We start from the raw sequence: 21,901 nt of genomic DNA, 5'->3' as shown, positions 1-21,901 counted from the left end.
CTACGGGCTGCGCGCCGGCGCGTGGTTGCGTAAATTGCGGATTACCGGAGTGGTCGACCGCTTCGCCCATCAACCGTCACGGGAGTGGTCATGTTTGGCAATCGCAGGAAGAACGCCGGCGCCGGCGCCGGGGATGCGGTGCTGCTGGTGGCGCCACCGGCTCAGGCCGGTGACGAGGCGCTGAATCAGGCGCTGGTCGCTGCCGCCGGCAGCGACGTTGTCGCGCTCCAGGCCAGCCAGGTCACCGACAAGGCGCTGCGTGACGCCCGGGCGGTGGTGGCGCTGTTCCCCGAGCCCGAGGCGCTGGATCAGCTGGCGCCTCGGGTCAAGGCCGCGCGCGCTAGCCGGGACGACGGCTGGCCGGTGCTGGTCGTGGGACTGGCGCCGGGTCAGCTCACGGCTTTCGGCGCCTGGCTGACGCGCAACGCCCCGGCGGATGGCATCGACGGTCTGCGGCTGGTGGTGGACGCCGATCCGCTGGCGGTTGCCGCGGCGCTGGAGGACCGGCTCGCCCCCGTTATCGGCCCCAATGTGGTGGCGATGCCCGTGTCCACCGAGGTGGAAACCGCCGACTACAAGTATTTCTACTGCCTGAGTCCCCAGCTGCGCGGCCTGCTGGCCCATCTGGCGGAACTGGCGGCCAACGGCATCGAGCGGGTCTACCTGCTGGGCGGTCCGGGGTCGGGCAAGACCTCGCTGGCCTATTATTTCTACCTCGCCCGGGCGCAGGGCAATTTCGTCACCGTCAATCTCACCTCGGAATCCACCGACGACAAGGCAGCGATGAAGTCGCTGCTTTGCGGCCACGTGGCCGGGGCATTCCCCGGCGCGGGATCGCGCACCGGCGCGTTCGCCCATTCGCGCGAGGGTGTGTGCTTTCTGGATGAATCCCACGGGGTGTCCGGCAGCGTCATGGAAGTGCTGATGGAGGCGCTGGATTCCGGCCAGTACCTGCCGTACGGGGCATCGGCCAAGCAGCCGCTGCGCTGCGCGGTAGTGTTCGCCTCCAACCGCACCTGGGATACGCTGATCAGCCAGGTCAATCTGGACGAGCATGCGCGGCTGGGGGCGGTGATCCTGCATCTGGCCGATCTGTCCGTGCGCCAGGAGGATCTGATCGCGGTGCTGGCCGCCACCCTGGCCGGGATGGGGTCGAAGGCCACCAGCTGGCAGCCGCCGGCGGGCCTTACCGACGAGGCCTGGGCGCTGATCCGCGATTGCCCCTGGCGCGGCAACACCCGGGCCCTGATGCGGGTGGCCGAGACCGCGTTCGTGTCCGCGGCCACCGAGCGCCTGCCGCTGATCGAGGCCGATCAGGTGGCTCGCGCGATGAATCTCTGGGAGCCGGCCGAACACGCCAGCCACGCGATCTACACCCGGGCCGGCGACAGCGGGCTGGGGGACGCCGCGCCGGGTTGATCGTCCGATCGGCCGCGCGGTGCGCTAACATGCCCGCTTGTTTTGCCGAGGACGAACAGCATCATGAGCGATCCCCTTCAGCAGCCGCTGGAACTGCCCTGCGGCGTCACCCTGCCCAACCGCATGTGCAAGGCGGCGATGACCGAGGGCCTGGCCGACAACCGGCTGCGCGCGACCGAGCGCCATGAACGGCTCTACCGGCTGTGGTCGGAGGGCGGCGCCGGGGTGCTGATCACCGGCAACGTGCAGGTGGATCGTCACTGTCTGGAACGTGCCGGCAACGTGGTCATCGATACCGACGAGAAGCGCGAGGACCTGGCGCGCTGGGCGGAGGCCGGCACCGCCAACGGCAACCATCTGTGGATGCAGATTTCCCACGCCGGCCGCCAGACGCCGATGTACATCAACCGCCATCCCAAGGCGCCGTCGGACGTGCAGCTCAAGCTGCTGGGCAGCTACGGCAAGCCCGAGCCGCTGACCGATGCGGAAATTCGCGAACTGATCGAACGCTTCGCCGTGGCGGCGCGCACCGCCAAGGAAGCCGGATTTACCGGTGTGCAGGTCCACGGGGCCCATGGCTATCTGATCAGCGAGTTTCTCTCGCCGCTGGTCAACCAGCGCACCGACGACTGGGGCGGGTCGCTGGAAAATCGTGCTCGCTTCCTGCTGGAGACGGTGGCCGCCACCCGCGCGGCGGTGGGGCCCGGATTCCCGATTGCGGTGAAGCTCAACTCCGCCGATTTCCAGAAGGGCGGCTACACCTTCGAGGAATGCCTCAAGGTGGTGAAATGGCTCAACGACGCCGGCATCGATCTGCTGGAAGTCTCCGGCGGCAGCTACGAGCAGCCCGGGATGGTGGGCTATCAGGGCGACGAGGACACCGCCGACCCGGACGCCAAGGCCAGCACCCGCGAGCGCGAGGCCTACTTCATGGAATATGCGAAGAAGGTGCGCGAGGTCGCCACCATGCCGATCATGGTGACCGGGGGCTTTCGTTCACGCCAGGTGATGGAAGCCGCGCTGGCCTCGGGTGACGCCGACGTCCTCGGCATCGGCCGGCCGCTGGTGACCGACCCGCACTTCGTCAAGCGTCTGTTCGAAGGCACGGTCGACGAGGCCGAGAAGCAGGAACTCAAGCTCAACATCGGTGGCGGTTTCCTGGGCCCGGCCAGCCGCAGCGTGACGCTGAAGTTCATGAATGTTTTCGGCCAGATGGGCTGGTTCTACATGCAGTTGCTGCGCATCGGCAACGGGCGCGAGGCGGATTACCGCATGGGCGCGCTGCGCGGCCTGTTCGGCCATCTGTTCAACGAATACAAGACCGCGTTCCGCATCCGCGGCTTTCTCAAGGAAAAGGCCTGACACCACCCGGCGGCCGGGTGGGCATTGGCCCGCCCGTCAGCCCGGGTAGAGTACGGCCCAGGCCAGTACCAGTACGCCCAGACCGTTCAGGGCGCCATGCCCGGCGATCATGAAGCCGGGCGGCTTGCGGTCGCGAAACACGGCACCGAACAGCACCGCGCCGCCGGCAAAGCCGGCCGCGATCAGGCCAAAGGCGGTCCATACCAGGCTGCGGCCGTCGCCCAGGGCGGCGATCAGCAGCAGGGCCAGGCCGATGCCGGCAAAGGCGCCGTGGCCCAGTCGCATGAATCCCGGTACCTGTTTCGACAGCCCCAGAAACAGCCCGCCGGCGGCCGCGCCGGCCAGCACGATGAGTGAAATCGTCAGCATGGTCGTCCCCTCCCCAGGGTGGCCCCGGCCGACACCGGCCGGGGAACCGGTTCAGGGTGCGCCGTCCGGGTCCGGCTTGTCGACTACCAGTTGATCACGCACGTCGGCCACGCCGGGGAAGTCCGCGGCGGTGGCCACGGCAGCCTCGCGGGTGGCCGCATCCGGCACCGTGCCGTTCAGGGTGACCACGGCATCGGTCACGCCGACGGCGATGGCGGCGCCATCGAATCGGTCGGCGTCGAGCAGGGCGCGCTGGACGGCCCGGAACAGCACGTCGTCATCGACCGACTCATTGACGGCCGATTCGGCTTCGTTCACCCGCGCTTCGGCCGCCTCGAGTTCCTCGCGGGCGGCCGCCAGGTCGCTTTCCGCCCGATCCAGGGCGCGGCGGCGCTCGGCCACGTTTTCCGCTGCGGTCTCGCGGGCGTCGCGGGCCTCGGTCAGGGCGTCGGTGGCCCGCTGGTAGCGCTGCTGCGGCGTCTCGCTGCAACCGTTGAGAAAGATCAGAACGGCGGCGGCGAGGGCGATCGCGGGCAGACGGCGGTAGCGGAGTGCGTGATTCTTTTTCATGCGGCGAAAGCTTACACGATGCCGCCGGCCTGCCGGGGGCAGTAGAATCCCGCCATGCAGATCGGTCCCTATGCCATTGCCAATCGTCTGGCAGCCGCCCCGATGGCGGGCGTCACCGACCGTCCATTCCGCCAGTTGTGCCGCAGCCTGGGCGCGGGCATGACCGTGTCCGAGATGGTGGCGGCCAATCCGCGCACCCGTGATACCGCGAAATCCCGGCAGCGGCGGGACCATGCCGGCGAACCCTCGCCGCGCATCGTGCAGATTGCCGGCAGCGACCCGGGTCAGATGGCCGATGCCGCCCGCTACAACGTGGACCTGGGCGCCGACGTCATCGACATCAACATGGGATGCCCGGCCAAGAAGGTCTGCCGCCGGGCCGCCGGGTCGGCGCTGCTGGCCGACGAGTCGCTGGTGGGCCGGATTCTGGCGGCTACGGTCGGCGCCGTGTCGGTACCCGTCACCCTGAAGATTCGCACCGGCGTGACGGCCCGGGCGCGCAATGGCGTGCAGATCGCCCGGATTGCCGAGGACAGCGGTATCGCCGCGCTGGCGGTACACGGCCGCACCCGGGACCAGTTCTACAACGGACGGGCCGAGTACGAAACAATCCGCGCGATCAAGGCGGCGGTGAGTCTGCCGGTGTGGGCCAACGGCGACGTCGATTCGCCGGAAGCTGCCGCCCGGGTGCTGCACCTGACCGGGGCGGACGGAGTGATGGTCGGCCGCGCGGCCTGTCGCCAGCCCTGGCTGTTCGGCGACATTGCTTACTTCCTGGCGACCGGCCGGCATCGCCCCGCCCCGAGCCCGGCAGAACGCCAGGCCTGGCTGGAATGGCTGGTCGAGCAGCTGCATGACTTCTATGGCGAATACCGCGGTCTGCGTATCGCCCGCAAGCACATTGCCTGGCACTGGGAGGATTGTCTGCCGCCGGGGCCGCTGTACCGCGACCTGATGCAGGCCGAGTCGGCGGCGCGGCAGTTGCGGCTGCTGAGGGTATGCGGCGCGTTGCGGGTCGAGTCTGCCGCCTAGTTGTCCTCCTCTGCCGAATGCAGTCCGAATAACTCGGCGATACGGGTCTCGACATTGTCGACATCGGCAATGGCGCGTACGCGCCCGGCCCTGAGACCGGCGACCAGATCGGCTAGCGGAACGGCCTGAACGAGCTCGCCGCGCCGGTTGGTGAAGCGGGCGAGTTGCTGTTCGCGGTCCAGCGCGGCGAACTTCATCCAGCGTCCGGCACCGACGGGATCGGTTTCGAAGCGGAACCAGGTGCCGTGTCGGCATAACCGTTCCACGGCGTCGAAAAGGGCCCCGGGCGCCGGTTCGGCGGCAGCCCGCGCGGTGCCGGGGGCGGCCATTGCGGTTGTCACCACCCGCTCGAAGTGCTCATCCGCCCCCGCGTGGGCGCCGCTGTCATCGAAGACCGTGTCATCCGGCTGCCAGATGGACAGCGGTCGCCCGGCCGGCGCCGGCGGCGCCTGATTGGCCTGCTCGAATGCCTCTACCAGTCGGTCCAGCGCGTCGGTGAGTCGGGCGGGGCTGTACCGGATGCGCCGCAGGGCGCTGCGCAGGTCGGACAGAAGCCTTTGCTGGTCCGGCCGCCTATGGTCGGCCTGGTCGGTCGAGTCCGGCGGCTGCAGCAGATCCAGCAGCTGATCCAGCTGGTTCGAGGCCAGACGCCAGGCGGGGCCGCCGAGCCCCTCCTGTAGCAACGCCACCGCCATGCGGGGTGCCCAGGCGCCGAGCAGGAAGCGCTGGGCCGGCACCGGGGGCACCCGATCAAGGGTCAGTTGCCGGAATTCCAGCCGGATCACCTGGTGAACCCGGGGCAGGCGCTCGCGCCAGTCGGCCGGCTGATGCGCGGTCGCGGCCGCCACCAGCTCGTCGACCCGCGGTTCCAGTTGATCGGGATCGTCCGCGACACAGCCGATCAGATGTTCGATTGCCTCTGGCCAGTCGTTGCGGCTGGCGGTCCCATCCGGGACGGTCTGTAGCAGCCGGCGCGCCGCGTGGTCGCCCACGCGAATCCCGCCCGGGTCGAGCAGGGCCGTCTGCAGCAGCAGCGGCCGCAGGCGGACAACCGATGGGCGGATTGCGGCGTCGGCGACGCCGTCCTCGAGCGCGTCCCGCCAGATCGTATCGGCCAGGCGCAGGCGTTCCCGCAGGTCCGGCTGCAGTCCGCGGGGCGCGGCGTCGGTCTGATCCCGGCGCAGTTGCGCCAGCAGGTGGTCGAGGATGGGCGTGTCCGCGTCGAAGGTTGCCCCGGCCATGCTTTCCAGCATGGCCAGAACCTCGCCGGCACCGAAATGCTGTTCCGGCGACACGGCATTGCGCATCTGGTCCCGCCGGGCGCGTCGGCCGGTGGCGGCCGCGGTCAACGGGGATCTGCGCTCATCCTGCAGCACCCGGCGCGGCGCAGCCGGCACCTGGTGGCGTTCGAGAACGGCGAGCAGATTTTCGTAGCAAACCCCCAGTCCGGTATGCAGCGTGTGTTCGAACACGTCGTCGAGCAGGGCCCGCGCGGGGTCGTCGAGCCCGGCCGTGTCCACGGCCTGAGCAAACGCCTGACAGAGTGCCAGGGGACTGGCTCCGCGCTCGGCCACCTCGGTCTGCCGAGCGGCCAGCCAGGCCAGGCGGAGTTCCAGCGCCAGGACGGCATCGCGATGGGCGGCTTCCGCCCGGGTGGCCATGCCCGACGCGTTGATCAGAGACTCGAACGCCGGCGCGGCCGGCAGATCCGGCATATCCGGTGGCGGTCCGTATCGCAGCCGGTCCGTGATTTCGTCGATAAAGGCCCGGGTCACCGCGGTCTGTGCCCGTCGCAGGGCCCGCAATCGGGCGGCAGGTGGTGCCGGCGTGCCGCGCGCGTCGACGAGATCGAAGACGGTTTCCTCGGCATGGACGAACAGGTTGTCGACCAGCCCGGCGAATGCCGCCAGCGCGGCGTCGTTAAAGGCGGCGGCCGCGGCGCGGCCGGTGGTGCCGTGGCCGGCGTCGGTGGCTGGGTCGCGTGCCATGACAGGCGGCGTCAGGCGCTGCAACGGCCGCGGCGGCCGGCTCGGGGTCGGCGGCTCATCGGCCCAGGCGGCGACCGCCGTCCACCGGCAGGATCGCGCCGGTGATGTAGTCGTTGTCCATCAGCCCGCGCACCGCCCGGTAGATCGCTTCCGGATTGCCGGCCCGGCCCAGCAGCGTGTCGGCCAGAATGCGCTGTCGGGCCTCGGGCTGGTGCCAGTCGGTGAAGCTGATCGGTCCCGGCTGGATAGCGTTGACCTTGATGCCGGGGCCTAGGCGTTTGGCGAACGACAGCGCCAGGTTCTGCAGGCCCGCCTTGGTGGCGCAGTAGATGTCGTGTTTCGGTGTCGGGTCGTCGGCATAGATGTCGGTGATCATCACCACGTCCGACGCCCGATCGCCGACGGGTTCCAGTGCCGGGGTCAGCAGGGTGGTCAGCAGATAGGGGGCGAGCATGTGCACTGCCCAGTAGTCGGCGAAGGCGGCGGCCGCCGTGCCGGGATCATCCGGCGTGGGTTCGAAGCGCGAGGCGTTATGGATCAGGCCGGACAGGCGCGGGGTGTGCCCGTTGACCGCGTCCGTCACCGCACGGATGCCGGCTTCGTCATCAAGCGAACCCCGGACCAGCATGGCCCCGGCGGCCGCCAGCGCATCGACCTCGTCGGTGGCCGTCCGGTAGTGCGCGATCACCGGCAGTCCATCGGCGAGCAGACGCCGGGCGATATGGGCTCCGACGTTGCGGCCCGCACCGGTAATGAACAGGGGCGCTCGATCGCTTGACACGGACATGACTCACTTGGCTGGGTATGATGCGGGCCACGGCCCGTTGCGACGGGACCCAGTGTAGCGAAACAAGCCGCCGCTGCCGCCGCTCGGCGCGGTCGATGCCCCAAGGGACGCAATGGATCTGCTGCAGCTTCTGGTACTGGCCCTGATTCAGGGCGTGACCGAGTTCCTGCCGATCTCCTCCTCGGCCCACCTGATTCTGGTGCCGGTGGTCACCGGCTGGCCGGACCAGGGCCTGGCCTTCGATCTGGCAGTGCATCTGGGCACGCTGGTTGCCGTGCTGGGTTATTTCCGTCACGACGTGGCGCGAATGCTGCGCGCCTGGGCGGCGAGCCTCGCCGGTCGCGGATTCGATGCCGATGCCCGTCTGGCCTGGGGCGTCATCCTCGCCACGGTGCCGGCGGTTGTGGTGGGCACCCTGCTGGGCCTGACCGGCGAATCGGTGATGCGTCAACCCTGGGTCGTGGCCCTGGCCAGTATCGTGTTCGGCGTTCTTCTGGGCTGGGTGGACTGGCGCGCGCGCACGGATCGCGTGGCTGGCGATCTGGGCCTGCGGGGGTTTCTGGGCATTGGCGTGGCGCAGGCCCTGGCACTGATTCCGGGCGCGTCGCGTTCCGGGATGACCATCATGGCCGGCCGTGCCCTGGGGCTGTCGCGCCAGGATGCAGCGCGGGTGTCGTTCTTTCTGGCCATGCCGATCACCGCGGCGGCGATTGCCTACGAAGCCGTGCAACTGATCGCGGACCCGGTGGTCGCCCCCTGGGGCATGCTGAGTCTGGCCGCGCTTCTGGCGGCTGTCGCCGCCTGGATCACCATTCATCTATTCCTGGCGCTGCTCCAGCGGATGGGGATGATGCCGTTCGTGATCTATCGCATCGTGCTCGGCATGGTGTTGCTGGCGGTATTCGGATTCGAGCCATGAGGAAGGCTCGGTCGGTCGCGGGCTACGCTGCGGCAATGGCCTTGATGCGGGCCTGGCGCAGTGCATCGCCGATGGCCGGCCCCTTGAGCCCCTCGGCTGCGAACCGTCCGGCGTCCACCGCCGCCGCCGCGGTCAGTGCCTGCCGGATGCGTGCCGGCGACTCGTAGGTCCGGTCCTCGAGCCCGGTACGCCCGCGGGCATCGGCCTCGCAGGCCAGCAGGAGATCGTCCAGCCGTTCGGGGCGGCGAAAGGCATCGGCCGCCTGCAGTAGATCCAGCAGTTTGGCCGGGCGCAGCTGGTCGGCGCGGTGGATGTGAAGATGCCAGCGGGTGACCAGCAAGGCCAGCTCCCGCCAGGCCCGCGGTACACCGAGCCGTTCGCAGGCGGCGCGAACGGGCTCGATGCCCGCCGCCTCGTGACCGGGGTGCGAGGGGAGTTTGTCCGCCGGCGTCAGGGCCTTGCCGAAATCGTGGCAGAGTACGGCGAAGCGAACCGCCGGTGATGCTTGCAACCGCACCGTCTGGGCCAGCGCCATCAGGGTGTGCTCGCCGGTGTCGATCTCGGGATGGTGACGGGGCGGCTGGGGGACGCCGAACAGGGCGTCGAGCTCCGGCAGCAAGCGCGCCAGCGCCCCCGTTTCACGCAGCAGGCGGAAGAACTGCTGCGGCTCGTCCAGGGCCAGGCTGCGCTGCATTTCCGCCCAGACACGTTCCGGCACCAGATGATCGACCTCGCCATTGGCCACCATCCGGCGCAGCAGTGCCATGGTTGCCGGGGCCACGGTAAAGCCCAGCGGCCGGAAGCGGGCGTGGAAACGGGCCAGTCGCAGCAGGCGGACGGGGTCCTCCACGAACGCCGGCGACACGTGGCGCAGGACCCGATTTTCCAGATCGGTACGGCCGTCATGCGGATCGATCAGCCGGCCCTGGTCATCCTCGGCCATAGCATTGACGGTGAGATCCCGGCGTTGCAGGTCCTCGGAAAGGGTCACCTCGGGACCGGCGTGAAACTCGAACCCGTGATAGCCCCGGCCGGCCTTGCGCTCGGTACGCGCCAGCGCGTATTCCTCGCCGGTATCCGGATGCAGGAACACCGGAAAATCCCGACCGACCGGACGGAAGCCGGCGGCGGTCATGGTCTCCGGCGTGGCGCCAACCACGACCCAGTCCCGTTCGGTGACGTCGAGCCCCAGAAGACGGTCGCGCACCGCCCCGCCCACCAGGTAGGTCTGCATCAGCCCCGGTCCCGGTGGCCCAGATAACCCCGCACCAGACCGGGCATGGCCTGCGGCCGGATGCCGAGTTCGGCAAACCCCTCGCGATCGCCGCTGCCCGATTCGCAAACACTGTCGATCTGCAGCGACAGGTAATTGTCGCGGGAGAAGGGCTTGCCCGGTAAGCGTTCCATGACGGTGGCCTGGAATCGGGCCATGCGGTCGGACAACGGCAGGATGCGGCGCGGATGGCCGGTGATCTCGCCCAGTAGCGCGACGATCTCGCGCAGGGTGTATTCCTCCGGCCCGCACAGCGCCAGGCGCTGGCGGTTGACCTGCTCGCTGTCCAGACTGCGGGCGAAGGCCTCCGCCACATCCTCCACGTACACCGGCGCGAAGCGGGCATCGGGGCAGGCCAGCGGAAACACGCCCGGGGCCAGCCGCAACAGGCGGGCGAAGCGGCGGGTGAAGTCATCGCCCGGGCCGAATATCACCGAGGGTCGGAAGATGGTCCATTCGACCGCGCCGCCCAGCTCCACCTGCAGCGCGTTGCCGCCTTCCCCCTTGGAGCGCAGATAGCGGCTGGGCGCCCCGCCGGCCCGGGCGCCCAGCGCACTCATGTGCAGCACCCGCCGTATGCTCAGGCCCTTGGCCACGCGGCCCAGCACTCGTGGCAGGTCCACGTGCACGGCGCGGAACTCGCGCCCGCTGTTACCCCGTTCGTTGAGAATGCCCGCCAGGTTGATCGCGGTATCGCAGCCGGTAAAAGCGTGCTCCAGGAAATGCGCGTCGGACGCGTTGCCTTCCAGCAGCCGCAGGCCGTCGCCGTCGTCCAGATCGGCGTGGCGGCGAGCATTGCGCGAGATCACTACCAGCCGGTGGCCGTCGGCCCGCAGCCGCCGGCACAGTACCCGGCCGACGAAGCCGGTGCCGCCAATCACGCCGATGCGTCGGGGGACGTCGGGGGTCATGACTCCCGTTCGTCGGCCGCCTCGCGTGCGGCCTCCAGTTGCCTGGCTGCCGGTACCGGTGGCATGCGGTCCGACAGTCGGCCGACCGGTTGATCCAGCCGCATGCGGAAGACGATCAGGTGGGAAAAGGCGCGTTTCACGTATTCGCGGGTCTCGGTATAGGCGATGGTCTCCACCCAGATATCGGCCGGCATCGCGGCCTCCGGCAGCCAGCGATCCACTCGGTGCGGACCGGCGTTGTAGGCCGCCATGGCCAGTGCCGGCTGGCGGTCGAACCGTTCCAGCATCTGATCCAGGTAGCGGGTACCCAACCGGAGGTTGGTGGCCGGGGTTTCCAGATCGGCGATGCCCGGGCGGGCCTCGCCCATATCCTGTGCTACCCGCCGGGCGGTGGCCGGCATCAGCTGCATCAGCCCGATGGCACCGGCCGGGGAGTGGGCGTTGGCCATGAACAGGCTTTCGGTGCGCATGATCGTGAGAATCAGCGCCGGATCCAGGCCGCTGGTCGTTGCGGCATCGCTGACCGCATCGCGTAAATGCAGCGGATAGCGGATGTCCAGGTCGTCCCAGTAGTCACTGTCCGCCAGGGTGATGATGGCCAGCGGGTGCCAGTTCCAGTCATGGGCCAGCAGGGCGGCCTGCTCGAGCATGGCTGGCGACAGGTCGCGCGTGCCCAGCCGCCACTCGGCGCGGGCCGGATACTCGCGTTCCAGGGCCCGCAGTTCGCGCGCCCGTTGCAACGCGGGAATCGCCTGCAGCCGGCGCTGGCTGTCGGCATCCCGACTCAGGGGATTGCGATTGAAATCATAGGGCAGATCCAGCCGGTCGGCGGCCAGATAGCCGTGATAGGAGCGCTCGCCCGCCAGCGCCGCGTAGACCTGTTCCGCAGCTTCGCGGCGGCCGGTCGCGGCCAGGCTGCGGCCCCGCCAGTAACGCCACTCCTCTTCCTCCTGCTGGGCCGCCGGCATGGCATCGATCACCCGCAGAGCGGTGTCCCAGGCCTGCTGGCGGATGGCGCTGCGCACGTGCCAGCCGCGGGCGAAGTCGTCCGTGCGGGCCGGATCGAGCTTCGCGAACCAGGTTAGTGCCTCGTCGTTGTGACCCTGGCCGTGCAGGAGCGCGGTCCAGCGCTGCATCTCGTGGCGTTGTCCGGCGTCGAGATCCAGGCGTTGCACCAGGCTCGGGAGGATGTCCCCGGCGCCATCGAGGTCCCGCAGTGCCAGTTTCTTGTAGGCGTGGACGGCAATATCACCATCCAGGGCGGCGATCTGGCGCAGCTCGCCGGGATTGGCGACGGCGTCGATCCAGCGCGGGATCGGGCCCTGCCGGTCTTCGGGCAGCTGCCGGGCCAGGTAGCGGGCGAGGCCGGTCTGATCGGCCAGCACCGCCAGCCGGGCCCGCTCGATGATCCGATCGCGGGTGAGCTCGCCGCGCTGTTCCAGCCAGGCGAAGACGGGGTCGCAGGCTTCCGGCTGGCTGCGCCCGACCTGCCAGTGCGTCAGGCCCTGGGCGGTGAGTTCGGCCGCGCTCGCCTGGTCCAGCCGGATGCGGGCGAGGGTGGCGTGGCATTGCACCGCGGTGCCGTCATCGTCGCGGACCTGCTCGAGCAGCCGGGGCCAGTGTCCGCGCTCCGCCAGGCTGTCGAGCCAGGCTCGGCGCAGACTCTCAACCGGTGGCATCGGTTCGTGCTCGGCCAGAAACGCATCGATCTGATCGTCCAGCACCGGGTCGGGAGAACGCCGCAGCCGCCGGCGCAGGTCGTCGGCCAGCAGGTAGGGGGTGAGCGGGTAGTCGGCCAGCTTGACCAGCGCGTCCTGCTGCTGGGCCAGCTCGCCCTGGGCCACGGCGGCTTCCAGGTCGCGGAAAAGCTCGCGCGCGGCCTCGGGTGTCAGAGCCTGGGCGCCGGTTGTCAGCAGCAGCGCGCAGAGAGTTGTGAACAGGCGCATGGGCTTGGCGACTCACCACCGGATGGGGCTGCCGAGTGTAACCGATGGCGTAAACTGCGGGCATGCTCCTGTCGTTAGCGATTTTCGCCCTGCTGGGCATGGTTGCTGGCCTGCTGGCCGGCCTGTTCGGCATCGGCGGCGGCCTGGTGATGGTGCCCGCGCTGATCTACCTGTTGCCGCCGCTGGGGGTGAATGGCAACGCCCTGGCCCATATGGCGGTGGGCACGTCGCTGGCCTGCGTGAGCCTGATCGCGATCAATTCCGCCCGTTCCCATCATCACCGCGACGGGGTGGACTGGCGGGTGTTCCGCTGGCTGGCGCCCGGGATGGTCGTCGGGGCCCTGGCGGGCGCGGCGGTGGCGGATAGCATCTCCAGCCTGTTTCTGCAGCGGCTGATCGGGATGGCGGCCGTGCTCATGGCGGTGCGCATGTTCATCGAGATGAAGCCCTCGCCGTCGCGTGAGCTGCCCGGAAAGGCCGGGTTGATCGGCGTGGGCGGGGGCATTGGCGGGCTGTCGGCCCTGCTCGGCATCGGCGGCGGGTCGTTGACCGTGCCGTTCCTGTCGTGGTGCCGGTTGCCGATGGCCCGGGCGGTGGGCACCTCCGCGGCCTGCGGCATGCCCATCGCCTGGGCGGGGACGGTCGGCATGGTCTGGGTTGGCCTGGACGAGCCGGGCCGCGGCGCCTGGAGCATCGGCTTCGTGCAGCCGCTAGCGGTGGCCGGCATCGTGCTCGGCAGTCTCGTGTTCACGCCGCTGGGTGTGCGGCTGGCGCACCACTTGCCGGGTAGCTGGCTACGCCGGGCCTTCGCCGTGCTGTTGATGATCGTCGGGCTGGATATGCTGCTGACGGCGTGACCGCGGCCGGCGGATCGTCACAGGGTGATGCTGTCGATGTCGACCGCGGCGTCGTTGGCGTCCACCGGCGGGGCTGACCGGAGCAGCGTGACCCCGCCCAGCTCGCAGTCCACGATCGCCTGACGCAGGGCGGCGATGGCCCGCGGCCGGGGGAAACTGCGCCGCCAGACCAGCGCCACCCGGCGGGTGGGTCCGTTGCCGGCGAACGGCCGGGTGGTGAGCAGCGGCTGCTCGTCGCGGTTGCGGTCATCGATGGAGGACTGCGGCAGCACCGTGATGCCCAGGCCGCTGGCCACCATGTGCCGGATAGTCTCCAGGCTGGAGCCGGCGCGCGGCTGCTGGTCGGGGTCGGTTTCGTTGCAGTCGGGACAGGCCGCCAGCACCTGGTCGCGGAAGCAATGCCCGGGGCCGAGCAGCAGCAGTTCCTCGCTGGACAGGTCGTTAGCCTCGATGGCTGTCTGTTTTTCCCAGGGGTGGCCCTGCGGCAGCACCACGACGAACGGCTCGTCGTAGAGCGGCCAGCCGAGCAGGCCGGGCTGGCTGAAAGGCAGCGCCACGATAATGGCATCGAGTTCGTTGGCCCGCAGCTGCTGCGACAGGTTGCGGGTGAAATTCTCCTCGATCACCAGCGGCATGTTGGGCACCTGGGTGCGCAGGGTGGGGATGAGATGCGGCAGAAGATAGGGGCCGACGGTGTAGATCACCCCCAGCCGCAGCGGGCCCTGCAGCTCATCCTTGCCGCTGGCCGCGATCGCGCTGAGCGTGTCCACTTCCGACAGCACGCGATAGGCCTGGTCTATCAGGCGCCGGCCGACCGGGGTGACAGCGGCCTCCCCGCGGTTGCGCTCGAAGATGGCGATGCCGAGTTCGGCTTCAAGCTTCCTGACCGCTACCGACAGGGTCGGCTGGCTGACGAATGCCCGTTCCGCGGCTCGGCCGAAATGGCGTTCCTTGTCCAGCGCGACCAGATAGCGCAGTTCGGTGAGGGTCATGGCGGGCTCCGGTCGTAGTGTCAGACCCAGTCGCGAGGTTGCAGGAAGTGCTCGTAGAGGCGGGCTTCCTCGCTGCCGGGTGACGGCTGCCAATCATAGCGCCACCCGGCCAGCGGCGGCATCGACATCAGGATCGACTCGGTGCGCCCCTTCGACTGCAGCCCGAACAGCGTGCCCCGGTCGTAGACCAGGTTGAACTCCACATAGCGGCCGCGGCGGTAGAGCTGGAAATCCCGTTCGCGTTCGCCCCAGGGCTGGTGCCGACGACGCTCGAGGATGGGGGCGTAGGCGTCGAGAAAGCCGTGGCCCACGGCCTGCAGGAAGTCGAAGCAGCGGGCAAAGCCCCAGTCGTCCAGGTCATCGAAGAACAGGCCGCCGATGCCGCGGGGCTCGTCGCGATGGGGCAGGTAGAAGTATTCGTCGCACCACTGCTTGAAACGGGGATAGACATCGTCGCCGAATGGCGCGCACAGGTCGCGAGCGGTTGCGTGCCAGTGGCGCGCGTCTTCGGTGAAACCGTAATAGGGCGTCAGATCGAAGCCGCCACCGAACCACCAGACGGGCGGCGCGTCATCGTGTTCGGCGATGAAAAAGCGTATGTTGGCATGAGCGGTGGGGGCGTAGGGATTGCGCGGATGTGCCACCACCGACACGCCAGTGGCCAGGAAGCGCCGGCCGGCCAGTTCCGGCCGGCGGGCCGACGCGGCCGCCGGCAGCGAATCGCCGGTGATACGGGAAAAGCCCACGCCGGCGCGTTCCAGTACCTCGCCGTCGGCCAGGATGCGGGTGTCGCCCCCGCCGCCGGCCTCGCGCGTCCACACGTCGCGATGGAATGTCGCCTCGGTCTCGAACCTGCCCAGGGTCTGGCAGATGTCGTCCTGCAGGCCCTGGAGATAAGCCACCACGGCGTCGGCATCGACGGCGGCCGTCATGCGTTACCGGACCCGCGGATGGTGTGGCCGGCGCCGTCGCGGATGCGGCTGGGCCGTCCCGGCTGCTGCAGGTCGCCGGCCAGAAAAAGGTCCACGTAATCGCGGAGGGCGGCCCGTACCTGCCAGCCGTGCAGCGCGGCCGGGTGACCGGCACGGTTGGCGCTGGTGGACACCAGCGGGCCGCCCCAGGCACGGCACAGGGCGGCCGCCAGCGGGTGGTCGGTGACGCGTACCGCCAGGGTGGTTCGACCGCCGGTGAGCCAGTCGGGCACGCTGGGGGACGCGGGCAGCAGCCAGGTAACCGGGCCGGGCCAGCTTTCCCGGGCCATCGCGGGCGGCTCGCCGTCTAGGAACGGGGTCAGGGCGTCGGCGGTGTGCGCGATCAGGATCAGTCCCTTGTCGGGTGCCCGCCGCTTGGCAGCCAGAAGATGCAGAACCGCCGCCGGATCCAGCGGATCGCAGGCCAGCCCCCAGACGCCTTCGGTGGGGTGGCTCACCAGCCCGCCCGCGGCCAGTATCCGGACCGCGTGGCCCAGCCGCCAGGGTGACCCGGCGTAATCATCAGCCGCGGCGTTGTCGGGCATCCTCATTCCCGGCCGGCCTGAGCGACACCGGGACCCGGCGCAATCCTGATATCGGTGACGGGCGGGTTCACGGTGGTTGCGGCCCCGGGGCTACTTGCGGGCAGCCGCCTTGCGCCGGCCGCCGCGCTTGCGGGCCTTGCGTTCGGGCGCCGCGGCGAGGAGTGCTTCGCACTCGTCGAGGGTCAGCTTGGCCGGGTCCTCGGTTTCCTTGGGCACGCGGGCGTTCTTCTTGCCGTTGGTGATGTACGGCCCGTACGGCCCGTGCAGGATGCGCGTCTTGCTGCCGTCGAACTCGCGGATCAGCTTCTTGGCGTCGGCTTCCTTCTTTTCGGCCACCACTTCCAGCGCGCGGTCGCGGCCGATGGTGTAGGGGTCGTCCTCCTTGAGCGAGGCGAACTTGCTGCCGTAGCGCACGTAGGGGCCGAACCGGCCGACATTGACCTGCATCTCCTCGCCTTCCGGGGTTTCGCCCAGATCGCGCGGCAGGGTGAACAGCACCATGGCTTCGTCGAGGGTGATCTTGTCCATGTCCTGGCCGGGGCGCAGGCCGGCGAACTTCGGCTTTTCCTCGTCGTCCTTGCTGCCGATCTGCACGAACGGTCCGTACTTGCCCAGCCGCACGATCACCGGCTTGCCGGATTCCGGGTCGGTGCCCAGCTCGCGGGCCTGGGCGACCTCCTCGCGGGACAGGTCCTGCTTGGACTCGATCTGCTCGGAAAAGCGTTTCCAGAAATCCGCCAGCAGCGGTTTCCATTCCCGCTCGCCGCGGGAGATGGCGTCGAGATCGTCCTCCAGCGCCGCGGTGAAGTCGTAGTCCACGTAGCGGGTGAAGTGATCGGTCAGGAACTTGTTGACGATCTTGCCCAGCGAGGTGGGCAGGAAGGCCTTGCCGTCCATTTCCACGTACTCGCGATCGAGCAGGGTGGAAATGATCGAGGCATAGGTCGACGGCCGCCCGATGTCGTATTCCTCCAGCGTCTTCACCAGCGAGGCCTCGGTGTAGCGCGGCGGTGGCTCCGTGAAATGCTGGCTGGTGAGGATATCGGCCAGGGCCAGGGTTTCGCCTTCGGTGAGGGCCGGCAGCCGCTTGTCGTCGTCGCTGTCGTCGACCTCGTCCTTGCCTTCCTGGTAGACGGCGAGAAACCCGGGATCGCGCAGCGTCTGACCGGTGGCCCGGAACAGATGCTGCCCGGCGGCCAGATCGGCCGCCACGGTGTCGAACAGCGCGTGCTGCATCTGGCTGGCCACCGCCCGCTGCCAGATCAGCTCGTAGAGTCGGGCCTGGTCGGTGGTCAGGTGGGCCTTCATCGCGTCCGGCGTGCGGGCGCTGGCGGTGGGACGGATCGCCTCGTGGGCTTCCTGCGCGTTCTTGGACTTGGTCTTGAACGTTCGCGGCGCGTCCGGCAGCGCCTTGTCGCCATAGCGCTTGGCGATGGTCTCGCGCATCTCGCTGACCGCGTCATTGGCGAGGCTGACCGAGTCGGTACGCATATAGGTAATCAGGCCGATGGCCTCGCCGTCGAGGTCGATGCCCTCGTAGAGCTGCTGGGCGGTGCGCATGGTGCGTACGGCGGTGAAGCCGAGCTTGCGCGACGCATCCTGCTGCAGGGTCGAGGTGGTGAACGGCGGCGCCGGGTTGCGCTTGCGCTGCTTCTTGTCGACCTTGCTGACTGCAAGTTCGCCGTTGGCGGCATCCCGCAGCGCCTTTTCCACGCGCTCGGCCTGGTCGGCGGAGGTGACGGTGAACTGCTCGACCTTGTCACCGTCGTATTCGTACAGGCGGGCCCCGAAGGCCTGGCCGTCCTTGTCGGCGCGGGCCTCGATCTTCCAGTACTCGCGGGGCTCGAAGGCCTCGATGGCGGCTTCGCGCTCGCAGATCAGCCGTAGCGAGGGGCTTTGCACGCGGCCGGCGGACAGGCCGCGTTGCACCTTGCGCCACAGCAGCGGCGACAGGTTGAAACCCACCAGGTAGTCCAGCGCCCGTCGCGCCTGCTGGGCGTTGACCAGATCGGCGGAAATCTCCCGCGGATTGGCCACTGCCTCCTTGACCGCCCGGGAGGTGATTTCGTGAAACACCACCCGCTTGACCGGCTTGTCCTTGATCTTGTCGCGCTCGCGCAGCAGCTCGAGCAGATGCCAGGCAATGGCCTCGCCTTCGCGGTCGGGGTCCGTGGCCAGGTAGAGGGCGTCGGCCTTGGCCAGCGACTTGGCGATCTTGTCCACGTGCTTGGCGTTGCGATCGATGACGTCGTAACGCATGGCGAAGTCGTGTTCGGTATCGACCGCCCCTTCCTTGGGCACCAGATCGCGCACGTGGCCGTACGAGGCCAGGACCTCGAAGTCCTTGCCCAGGTATTTCTCGATCGTCCGGGCCTTGGCCGGCGATTCGACGATGACGAGATTACGGCCCATCAATGTCCATGAGTGTGGAAATGGCGATCAGCGGTCGAAGCGCGCGAACACTAGCACAGGCGTTTGCGGCGACGCGAGACAAACCGGGCGCCCGCCGGCGCGGGCGGCTAGTGGGCCGGAACCGCGTCCTCGGCGTGCAGCATGGCTTCCATGCGGGCATAGGCGGCGTCGTCGGCCTGGCTGGACAGCACCATCATCACCACCCACTTGAGCTGTTCCAGTTCGATCACCCCGTTGTCGGGGCCATCCTCGTCGGCCAGCGCCATGAGGCGGTCGATTACCACTTCGCGGATGGCGCCGGAGAGAATGCCGTGGTGCTGGAGCCGCAGCAGATAGCCCTGGCAATCGGCGCTCAGGCGTTCCAGTTCGATATCGGCATACAGCCGGATGGCGTGGTCGCCCGGGACGCCCAGCAGGTGTTGACGACCGGCATCCGTACCGCGCAGCCACGCGAAGGCGTCGTCCACTTCCTCGGGCAGGAAACCGGCTTCGTCGAGATCGTCACGGAGGGCAATGTCGTCCTGCAGTTCGTTGTTCGGGTAGTTCTCGAACAGGTAGAGCAGGACGTCGAGGATGTTTTCGTTCATGCGCCTAGGCTATCGCCCTCGTGACTTATTCGGGCTGATCGAATCGGAAGGATTCGCGCGTTCGGGTGAATGCGCCGCCGGGAGCGGTCGCGACCAAGCCTTGCAGCTCCATGATGAGCAGCATGGAGGATACGGCCTCGGGGGTCAACGCGGTGCGGGCCACCAGTTCATCGACGCGGGCCGGGCCATCCCCCATGGCGTCCAGCAGGTGTTTCTGGTCCGGATCGGCCGGGGTGGCGGTCGCGGTTTCGGGTGTCGGCCGGTCGCCGACGGGGGCATCGGCCGGCAGGCGGTGGCCGATCTCGGCCAGGATGTCGCCGGCCGATTCCACCAGGGTGGCGCCGTCCCGGATCAGCTGGTGGCAGCCCCGCGCCAGCGGATTGTGGATCGACCCGGGAATGGCGAATACCTCACGGCCGGATTCCGATGCCAGCCGGGCGGTAATGAGCGAACCGCTGGCGCGGGCGGCCTCCACCACCAGGGTCCCGAGGGTCAGGCCGGCAATCAGGCGGTTGCGACGGGGAAAATGGCCGGGGCGGGCTTCGGTGCCCAGGTGAAATTCGGATAGCAGCAGGCCCTGGCTGCCGATCTGCCGCGCCAGATCCCGGTTGCGGGCCGGGTAGACGCGGTCCAGCCCGGTGCCGCATACCGCGATGGTCATGCCCTGCGCGGCGAGGGCGCCCTGGTGGGCGGCGGTGTCGATACCGCTGGCCAGGCCGCTGATGATCGACAGCCCGCCAGCCGCCAGTTCCCGGGCAAAGCCGGTGGCGTTCTCCCGGCCGCCCGGCGTGGGATTGCGGCTACCCACGATGGCCAGGCCCGGTACCGCGAGCAGGTCGGTATCGCCGATGGCGAACAGCCAGGGCGGGGAATCGTCGATATCCGCCAGGCTCGGCGGGTAGCGGGTGTCTTGCCAGTGGATGAAGTGGCGGTCGTCGTTGGCGTCGAGCCAGGCCCGGTCCTCGGCCAGGGCCTTTTCGTCCGGCCGGGCCAGCCAGTCACAGCCCGCTGCGCTGAGGCCGGCATCCCGCCAGACAGTCCGGGAGGCTGACAGCACGGCGCCGGGGTCGCCACCGTGTTCGGTGAGCAGGCGTTGGGCCACCCGCGGGCCCAGACCGGGGCAGCGGGCGAGTGTGAGCCAGTCGGAAAGCGCCGCCGCCCGAGTCACGAATCCGAGGGATTGCGCACGCTGTCGCGCACGTGCACGGCGCGGGTGGCCCGCATGATCAGCGCGAACGACAGCTCCTGCTCGACATCGAACACCATCAGCGTGCCGGCCTTGAGGTCGGGCAGCGTCAGCCGCTCGCCGGTGAGCGGATCGCGTGTCTGCCGCCCGGTCTGCAGGATGTCGAGCACGTGGCCGCGTTCGATGCCGTCCACTTCGCCGCGGTTGAGCACCACGATCTGGTACTGGCCGATCTCGGACACCCCGTCGAATACCGCAACCAGGCGACCATCCACTTCGTGCTCGGGTGCCCGGGGGTAGAAGTCCGATGCCAGCAGTTTTTCGTCGGTCAGCGGTAGCAGCCGGTCGCCGACCAGTGATTCGCGGTAGCTGCGCCGCAGCTCGCCGGTGGACACGTCGGCGAAGGCGCTCATGGTGACGCGGCCCACCGGAATCGCCTCGTAGCCCATCAGGTCACCGTTGTCCGGGTCGATGTAGCGCTGACCCGGCCGGACCAGGGCGTAGTCATCCCCGTCTGCGGCCTCGGCCCTGCGAACGTACAGCTCGTCGCCGGTGCCGCCGATCAGATGTTCGTCCAGGAAATGAATGACGTAGGGGGCCTCGTCCAGCTCCTCTTCCGTGACCAGTTGCGGACCATTGAGGAATTGCCGGATGGCGTCCAGCGGAATGGTGGGGATGGCGGCATCGATGGGCTGTTCGCGTATCTCCGGGGACAGGCGCTCGCCGGTTCGCGGTTCCGCGCGCCGCAGTTGCGGGCGACCGTCCACCCACACCAGTTCCAGAATGTCGCCGGGATAGATCAGGTGCGGATTGGCAATGTCCGGATTGGCGTACCAGAGTTCCGGCCAGTACCAGGGATCGGCAAGGAAATAGTCGGCGATGTCCCAGAGCGTGTCCCCGCGCTTGACCACGTAGCGCAGCGGCTCGTTCTCGTCGACCTCGGCGGACAGGCGCGGCGCCGGGCGCGGATCGCGGGCCCGGGCGTCCGGTGGCTGCTTGTCGGGCAGCGGCCGGGTCTGGTCGGTTGCCGGCTGATCGGGGCGCGATTCGTCGGGTGACGAGGGGCTGCTGGCACAGCCGGCGGCACCCAGGATTGCCATGGCCAGGCCGCAGGCTGCCCAAAGCCGGCGTAACGAACGGTTATACTTGCGGTTTGATTGCACGCGTCTCCCCATGCCCATCCTGGCGGATGCTGCCCGGCATTCGCCCCGGCCCGGCAGCGTTTTTACTTTAGCAGTTTCCCGTCTCACAGCAGCAGACCACCGATGGCCCTACTGACCATATTGCATCACCCGGATCCGCGCCTGCGCGAAGTCGCCGAACCCATCGAGGATATCGACCGCGATCTGCAGAGCTTCATAGAGGACATGTTCGAGACCATGTACGACGCCCCCGGCGTGGGTCTGGCGGCGACCCAGGTGGGGGTGGCCCGGCGGGTGGCGGTGATGGACTGCTCCGAGGACAGGAACATGCCCATCGTGATGATCAATCCGGAAATCCTGAGTGCCGAGGAACCGGTGACGGTGGACGAGGGCTGCCTGTCGGTACCGGAGCACTACGACAAGGTCACCCGCCATCGCTGGGTGCGGTTCCGGGCGCTGGACCGCGACGGCGAGCCCTACGAAATGGAGGCCGAGGACCTGCTGGCGCAGTGCGTGCAGCACGAGATCGGTCACCTCGACGGCGGGCTCTACATCGACCTGCTTTCGCGGCTCAAGCAGCAACGCATCCGGCGCAAGCTGGAAAAGACCCGAAAGCGGGAGGCGTGATCCGGA

The 21,901-nt window shown here is 68.9% G+C and carries 20 protein-coding genes; 6 read left to right on the top strand and 14 right to left on the bottom strand.

The annotated features are described in order from the left end of the window. Positions 1 to 90: 90 nt before the first annotated feature. Together RM531_RS10595 and RM531_RS10590 are read left to right on the top strand one after the other, a co-directional pair. Positions 91 to 1,419, top strand: a complete 1,329-nt coding sequence (locus RM531_RS10595; protein WP_311659189.1) for a sigma 54-interacting transcriptional regulator — start codon at positions 91 to 93, stop codon at positions 1,417 to 1,419. Between the two features lie 63 nt (positions 1,420 to 1,482). Next, a complete protein-coding gene (locus RM531_RS10590; protein ID WP_311659188.1) occupies positions 1,483 to 2,781 on the top strand; it encodes an NADH:flavin oxidoreductase/NADH oxidase family protein in 1,299 nt (432 codons plus the stop codon). 36 nt (positions 2,782 to 2,817) lie between these two features. On the opposite strand, the gene RM531_RS10585 is transcribed toward RM531_RS10590, so the two are convergent. After that, positions 2,818 to 3,150, bottom strand: a complete 333-nt coding sequence (locus RM531_RS10585; RefSeq protein ID WP_311659186.1) for a hypothetical protein — start codon at positions 3,148 to 3,150, stop codon at positions 2,818 to 2,820. A gap of 51 nt (positions 3,151 to 3,201) precedes the next feature. Further along, positions 3,202 to 3,720, bottom strand: a complete 519-nt coding sequence (locus RM531_RS10580; RefSeq protein WP_311659185.1) for a BON domain-containing protein — start codon at positions 3,718 to 3,720, stop codon at positions 3,202 to 3,204. A gap of 54 nt (positions 3,721 to 3,774) precedes the next feature. Here RM531_RS10580 and dusB point away from each other — a divergent pair, with 54 nt between their 5' ends. After that, positions 3,775 to 4,752, top strand: a complete 978-nt coding sequence (gene dusB / locus RM531_RS10575) for a tRNA dihydrouridine synthase DusB (RefSeq protein WP_311659183.1) — start codon at positions 3,775 to 3,777, stop codon at positions 4,750 to 4,752. Here dusB and RM531_RS10570 read toward each other — a convergent pair. Both RM531_RS10570 and RM531_RS10565 read right to left on the bottom strand, forming a co-directional pair. Then, positions 4,749 to 6,740, bottom strand: a complete 1,992-nt coding sequence (locus tag RM531_RS10570) for a DUF1631 family protein (RefSeq protein WP_311659181.1) — start codon at positions 6,738 to 6,740, stop codon at positions 4,749 to 4,751. The genes dusB and RM531_RS10570 overlap by 4 nt on opposite strands. Before the next feature lie 55 nt (positions 6,741 to 6,795). Beyond that, positions 6,796 to 7,521 (bottom strand): SDR family oxidoreductase, encoded by a 726-nt coding sequence (locus RM531_RS10565; protein WP_311659179.1) that lies wholly within the window; start codon positions 7,519 to 7,521, stop codon positions 6,796 to 6,798. Between the two features lie 118 nt (positions 7,522 to 7,639). Between RM531_RS10565 and RM531_RS10560 the strand changes: the two genes are divergently transcribed. Further along, positions 7,640 to 8,446: an undecaprenyl-diphosphate phosphatase gene (locus tag RM531_RS10560; protein ID WP_311659177.1), complete on the top strand. Its 807-nt coding sequence runs from the start codon at positions 7,640 to 7,642 to the stop codon at positions 8,444 to 8,446. A 22-nt stretch (positions 8,447 to 8,468) separates the two neighbouring features. Here RM531_RS10560 and RM531_RS10555 read toward each other — a convergent pair whose 3' ends face one another. From RM531_RS10555 to RM531_RS10545, 3 genes are read right to left on the bottom strand one after another with little or no spacing between them, the layout of a single operon-like run. Beyond that, positions 8,469 to 9,680, bottom strand: coding sequence for a multifunctional CCA addition/repair protein (locus RM531_RS10555; protein WP_311659175.1), 1,212 nt, complete (start codon positions 9,678 to 9,680; stop codon positions 8,469 to 8,471). Continuing rightward, positions 9,680 to 10,630, bottom strand: a complete 951-nt coding sequence (locus RM531_RS10550) for a complex I NDUFA9 subunit family protein (protein WP_311659173.1) — start codon at positions 10,628 to 10,630, stop codon at positions 9,680 to 9,682. The genes RM531_RS10555 and RM531_RS10550 overlap by 1 nt, the downstream gene beginning before the upstream one ends. Further along, positions 10,627 to 12,576, bottom strand: coding sequence for a transglycosylase SLT domain-containing protein (locus tag RM531_RS10545; RefSeq protein ID WP_311659171.1), 1,950 nt, complete (start codon positions 12,574 to 12,576; stop codon positions 10,627 to 10,629). The genes RM531_RS10550 and RM531_RS10545 overlap by 4 nt, the downstream gene beginning before the upstream one ends. Before the next feature lie 62 nt (positions 12,577 to 12,638). Here RM531_RS10545 and RM531_RS10540 point away from each other — a divergent pair, with 62 nt between their 5' ends. Next, the gene (locus RM531_RS10540; protein WP_311659170.1) at positions 12,639 to 13,433 is read left to right on the top strand and encodes a sulfite exporter TauE/SafE family protein; all 795 of its coding nucleotides are present in this window, start codon (positions 12,639 to 12,641) and stop codon (positions 13,431 to 13,433) included. A gap of 17 nt (positions 13,434 to 13,450) precedes the next feature. Here RM531_RS10540 and RM531_RS10535 read toward each other — a convergent pair whose 3' ends face one another. The 7 genes from RM531_RS10535 to RM531_RS10505 form a co-directional block, all read right to left on the bottom strand. Next, positions 13,451 to 14,425: a hydrogen peroxide-inducible genes activator gene (locus RM531_RS10535; protein ID WP_311659168.1), complete on the bottom strand. Its 975-nt coding sequence runs from the start codon at positions 14,423 to 14,425 to the stop codon at positions 13,451 to 13,453. 20 nt (positions 14,426 to 14,445) lie between these two features. Beyond that, on the bottom strand, positions 14,446 to 15,357 hold the full coding sequence (gene hemF, locus RM531_RS10530; RefSeq protein ID WP_311659165.1) for an oxygen-dependent coproporphyrinogen oxidase: 912 nt from the start codon (positions 15,355 to 15,357) through the stop codon (positions 14,446 to 14,448). Then, entirely contained in the window at positions 15,354 to 15,941 is a 588-nt protein-coding gene (locus RM531_RS10525) for an L-threonylcarbamoyladenylate synthase (RefSeq protein ID WP_311659163.1), read from the bottom strand. Before RM531_RS10525 ends, hemF begins: the two co-directional genes overlap by 4 nt. 90 nt (positions 15,942 to 16,031) lie before the next feature. After that, positions 16,032 to 18,353, bottom strand: a complete 2,322-nt coding sequence (locus RM531_RS10520; protein WP_311659161.1) for a DNA topoisomerase I — start codon at positions 18,351 to 18,353, stop codon at positions 16,032 to 16,034. A gap of 107 nt (positions 18,354 to 18,460) precedes the next feature. Further along, positions 18,461 to 18,940, bottom strand: coding sequence for a Smg family protein (locus RM531_RS10515; RefSeq protein WP_311652562.1), 480 nt, complete (start codon positions 18,938 to 18,940; stop codon positions 18,461 to 18,463). Positions 18,941 to 18,965: 25 nt separating this feature from the next. Continuing rightward, positions 18,966 to 20,108, bottom strand: a complete 1,143-nt coding sequence (dprA, locus tag RM531_RS10510) for a DNA-processing protein DprA (RefSeq protein ID WP_311659160.1) — start codon at positions 20,106 to 20,108, stop codon at positions 18,966 to 18,968. Next, positions 20,105 to 21,226 carry a LysM peptidoglycan-binding domain-containing protein gene (locus tag RM531_RS10505; RefSeq protein ID WP_311659159.1) on the bottom strand — a complete coding sequence of 374 codons (1,122 nt, stop codon included), beginning with the start codon at positions 21,224 to 21,226 and terminating at the stop codon, positions 20,105 to 20,107. Before RM531_RS10505 ends, dprA begins: the two co-directional genes overlap by 4 nt. Positions 21,227 to 21,391: 165 nt before the next feature. Between RM531_RS10505 and def the strand changes: the two genes are divergently transcribed. After that, a complete protein-coding gene (gene def, locus RM531_RS10500) occupies positions 21,392 to 21,895 on the top strand; it encodes a peptide deformylase (protein WP_311659157.1) in 504 nt (167 codons plus the stop codon). Positions 21,896 to 21,901 lie beyond the last annotated feature (6 nt).

Origin of the sequence: Spectribacter acetivorans (genome assembly GCF_031846305.1) — a bacterium.
In the GTDB taxonomy this organism is placed as follows: Bacteria; Pseudomonadota; Gammaproteobacteria; order Nevskiales; family Salinisphaeraceae; genus Spectribacter; species Spectribacter acetivorans.
The sequence above is the reverse complement of the archived record's forward strand: the minus strand, read 5'-3'. Positions and strand labels throughout refer to the sequence as shown.

What these genes read in the sequence shown, in the direction of transcription:
- RM531_RS10595 (WP_311659189.1), top strand. Translation starts at nt 91, where the DNA reads ATGTTTGGCAATCGCAGGAAGAACGCCGGCGCCGGCGCCGGGGATGCG.
- RM531_RS10590 (WP_311659188.1), top strand. Translation starts at nt 1,483, where the DNA reads ATGAGCGATCCCCTTCAGCAGCCGCTGGAACTGCCCTGCGGCGTCACC.
- RM531_RS10585 (WP_311659186.1), bottom strand. Translation starts at nt 3,150, where the DNA reads ATGCTGACGATTTCACTCATCGTGCTGGCCGGCGCGGCCGCCGGCGGG.
- RM531_RS10580 (WP_311659185.1), bottom strand. Translation starts at nt 3,720, where the DNA reads ATGAAAAAGAATCACGCACTCCGCTACCGCCGTCTGCCCGCGATCGCC.
- dusB (WP_311659183.1), top strand. Translation starts at nt 3,775, where the DNA reads ATGCAGATCGGTCCCTATGCCATTGCCAATCGTCTGGCAGCCGCCCCG.
- RM531_RS10570 (WP_311659181.1), bottom strand. Translation starts at nt 6,740, where the DNA reads ATGGCACGCGACCCAGCCACCGACGCCGGCCACGGCACCACCGGCCGC.
- RM531_RS10560 (WP_311659177.1), top strand. Translation starts at nt 7,640, where the DNA reads ATGGATCTGCTGCAGCTTCTGGTACTGGCCCTGATTCAGGGCGTGACC.
- RM531_RS10555 (WP_311659175.1), bottom strand. Translation starts at nt 9,680, where the DNA reads ATGCAGACCTACCTGGTGGGCGGGGCGGTGCGCGACCGTCTTCTGGGG.
- RM531_RS10550 (WP_311659173.1), bottom strand. Translation starts at nt 10,630, where the DNA reads ATGACCCCCGACGTCCCCCGACGCATCGGCGTGATTGGCGGCACCGGC.
- RM531_RS10545 (WP_311659171.1), bottom strand. Translation starts at nt 12,576, where the DNA reads ATGCGCCTGTTCACAACTCTCTGCGCGCTGCTGCTGACAACCGGCGCC.
- RM531_RS10540 (WP_311659170.1), top strand. Translation starts at nt 12,639, where the DNA reads ATGCTCCTGTCGTTAGCGATTTTCGCCCTGCTGGGCATGGTTGCTGGC.
- RM531_RS10535 (WP_311659168.1), bottom strand. Translation starts at nt 14,425, where the DNA reads ATGACCCTCACCGAACTGCGCTATCTGGTCGCGCTGGACAAGGAACGC.
- hemF (WP_311659165.1), bottom strand. Translation starts at nt 15,357, where the DNA reads ATGACGGCCGCCGTCGATGCCGACGCCGTGGTGGCTTATCTCCAGGGC.
- RM531_RS10525 (WP_311659163.1), bottom strand. Translation starts at nt 15,941, where the DNA reads ATGCCCGACAACGCCGCGGCTGATGATTACGCCGGGTCACCCTGGCGG.
- RM531_RS10520 (WP_311659161.1), bottom strand. Translation starts at nt 18,353, where the DNA reads ATGGGCCGTAATCTCGTCATCGTCGAATCGCCGGCCAAGGCCCGGACG.
- RM531_RS10515 (WP_311652562.1), bottom strand. Translation starts at nt 18,940, where the DNA reads ATGAACGAAAACATCCTCGACGTCCTGCTCTACCTGTTCGAGAACTAC.
- RM531_RS10505 (WP_311659159.1), bottom strand. Translation starts at nt 21,226, where the DNA reads ATGGCAATCCTGGGTGCCGCCGGCTGTGCCAGCAGCCCCTCGTCACCC.
- def (WP_311659157.1), top strand. Translation starts at nt 21,392, where the DNA reads ATGGCCCTACTGACCATATTGCATCACCCGGATCCGCGCCTGCGCGAA.